The 2,432-nt window shown below is 65.3% G+C and carries 4 protein-coding genes; all 4 read right to left on the reverse strand.

The annotated features are described in order from the left end of the window. Positions 1-63: 63 nt before the first annotated feature. Positions 64-939: an FG-GAP repeat domain-containing protein gene (locus tag ABYB95_RS21640; RefSeq protein WP_372661813.1), complete on the reverse strand. Its 876-nt coding sequence runs from the start codon at positions 937-939 to the stop codon at positions 64-66. 216 nt (positions 940-1,155) lie between these two features. After that, complete coding sequence (locus ABYB95_RS21645; protein WP_372661816.1) at positions 1,156-1,437, reverse strand: DUF427 domain-containing protein; 282 nt, start codon at positions 1,435-1,437, stop codon at positions 1,156-1,158. A 10-nt stretch (positions 1,438-1,447) separates the two neighbouring features. Beyond that, positions 1,448-1,588, reverse strand: coding sequence for a hypothetical protein (locus ABYB95_RS21650; protein ID WP_372661819.1), 141 nt, complete (start codon positions 1,586-1,588; stop codon positions 1,448-1,450). 131 nt (positions 1,589-1,719) lie between these two features. Then, on the reverse strand, positions 1,720-2,313 hold the full coding sequence (locus ABYB95_RS21655) for a DsbC family protein (protein WP_372661822.1): 594 nt from the start codon (positions 2,311-2,313) through the stop codon (positions 1,720-1,722). Positions 2,314-2,432: the final 119 nt, after the last annotated feature.

The following is a 2,432-nucleotide window of genomic DNA, read 5'->3' on the forward strand; positions in this document are numbered from 1 at the left end:
CAGCATGGTTGTAACTTGGGTTGGTGGTGTGGAGGGAGGCCGTGGGGTGCAGGAGGCACCATGCTAGGGCGTGAGCGTCACACGCGCCCAGCTGCCGTCGGATAGCCCTACGCAGGCGCCATCGGGCAAGGGGGTCAAGCGCTCTGCCCGCGCCGCCATGGGCATGAGATCGGCCAGCTCTTTCCACTGGCCGGGTGCTTCCCAGCGCAAGGCGTGCAGCGCGCGCTGGCTCATGTCGGGCACAACGACGGTCGGGCGTTTGCCAGCTTGTTGCACGATCACCGCCAGCCCTTGTTCGAGCGCGCCCATCCGGTGGTTGGACACGTCCATGGCTTTGGCGAACGGCTCCAGCAGCGGTGGCCGGTAGTGGTACAGGAACAGCATGCCGCCGACGTGCGGTGTGGTGATGCTGGCCACGTCGAGATGGCCGTCGCCGTCAAAATCGGCCACACCCACTGGGTTCAACCAGCGGAAGGTGGAGCCCACAGCCGGGCCTCGCGCGAGCTCGACCAATTTCAAAGGCGCTTGTGCGCTGCCATCGCCGCGCAGACCCAGCACCACCAGAGCGGCACCCTGCAGCAGGTCGGACTCGATCAGCAGCAGCTCGTCGCGCCCGTCACCATCCAGATCCACGAGACGCGGCACGCGGTCTTCGAACACGCGCTGCAAGGGCAACTCGTAGGCCACTTCGCGCCAGCCGCCGCCGGGCAATGCCGCCAGCGCGTGCACGCTGCCCGCGTGCACGGGCGAACCCAGTGCGGTGTGTGGGTAGCGCCGGGTGGGCGAGGCCAGCCATACCCAGGAAAGGTCTTTGGCACCCGGCACGAGCTGGCTGTCGGGCAGGCGCTGGGTTGCTGCAGTGGGTGGTGCGGTCTGGGTGGGCCGTGCGATGGGCAGCACGCCACAGTCCACCGCTGCGCCGTGCGAAGAGAGGCCCATGGCCATGGCCGATGTGGCCCATAGGCCTAGCCAAGACAGGCCCCACAGCCGGTAGGTGGGCGTGCGCCTAGGCTGCCGCGAGGTGGTCGTTTTTGACCGTGGAAGGGAGGGGTGGTGGGAGAAGGCAGGCCGCAGCGACATGTGGGTGAGTCGCTGCAGCCGGCGAAAACTTACAAGGCATGCGGGCTGTGCACCGCATGCCGGGCGTGTGGTCGCTTATTCGGCGACCTTCACGCCTTTCCAGAACGCCACGCGACCGCGGATGTTTTCGGCTTCGGCCTTGGGCTCGGGGTAATACCAGACCGCGTCGGCGTTGATTTCACCGTTCACCAACAGCGAGTAATAACTGGCTTCGCCCTTCCAGGGACACGAGGTGCGGTGGTTGCTGAAGGTCACGAATTCGCGCTGCAGGGCACTCTCGGGGAAGTAATGGTTGCCTTCCACCAGAACGGTGTCGTCGCTTTCGGCAATCAGCGTGCCGTTCCAGGTGGCTTTCATCGGCACCACCTCATTTGTTCTTCTCCTTGCCACGCGGCACCACCGAAGTCATGGGGGCTACGGGCCGATCGGACGTGCCCGGACCCTTGGGGGCCGAGGTGTCCTTTTTTGGCTTTTTCGACATCTTCTCGTTGCGCTGTTCTTTGCCCATGATGAGAGCTCCATAAGCGGCTGCGGGGTGCGGCCTGACCGCAGGATGTTAAGCCAGAATCGCGAAAAAAAAGCCACTGCTGGGCTGGTTGGGCCCAGCAGGTCGGGATTTTTTCCCACAGGCGGCTGCGATCAGGGACGGTCCACGCCCAGCAAGTCGGCCAGAGCGCCGGTGTCCATCGCGCCGCCGCTGGTCACGACCCGACCCGTCCCCGCGTGTTTGGCGACGATAAAGGGCACCGAGTCGACACCCAGGCTGTCGAGCAACTGGGTATTGGTCTTGATCGCTTGTTCCAGCTCTTGGGGCACGCTGGCCGAGGCCGACATGCCGCCTTGGCCGCTCAGCAGCAGTTGTTCGTGCGCCGACATCGCCTGTGCCGGGTCGGCAGCGGCGAGCAAGGCCGCTCCTTGGGGCAGGCTCTTGGCGCTCAAAAAACTCACCGGCATCCAGACAAACTTGACCTTGTTCTGCAAGGGCAGGGTCGCATTCCACAAATGGCCGCAGTGCGGGCACTGCGGATCGAACAAGACGTACACGGTGTTGGTGCTCATGAGCGCACCCACGGTGAAGCCCTTGCCCAGGGTGCGCACGGTCTCAAACGGTTGGGCTTTGGCCGCGGCCATGGCCGCCGGTGGCTCTTCGGGTTTGGAGCAGGCCACGAGCAGGGTGGCGAACGAGAGGCTCAGCGCGGTGGCGATGACCAGGGGGCGAAGCAGAGGTTTCATGGGGGTCCTGTGGTGCTGAGACAAGCGCCATTATCCAAAAACGCCGCTGCCGGGCGCGAGGGCCCGGCCGGCAACATGGGGCAAGCCAGCGGCGCACCACGCAGCGCCGCATTGCTCGA

Origin of the sequence: Hydrogenophaga sp., from assembly GCF_041633695.1 — a bacterium.
Lineage (GTDB): Bacteria > Pseudomonadota > Gammaproteobacteria > Burkholderiales > Burkholderiaceae_C > Hydrogenophaga.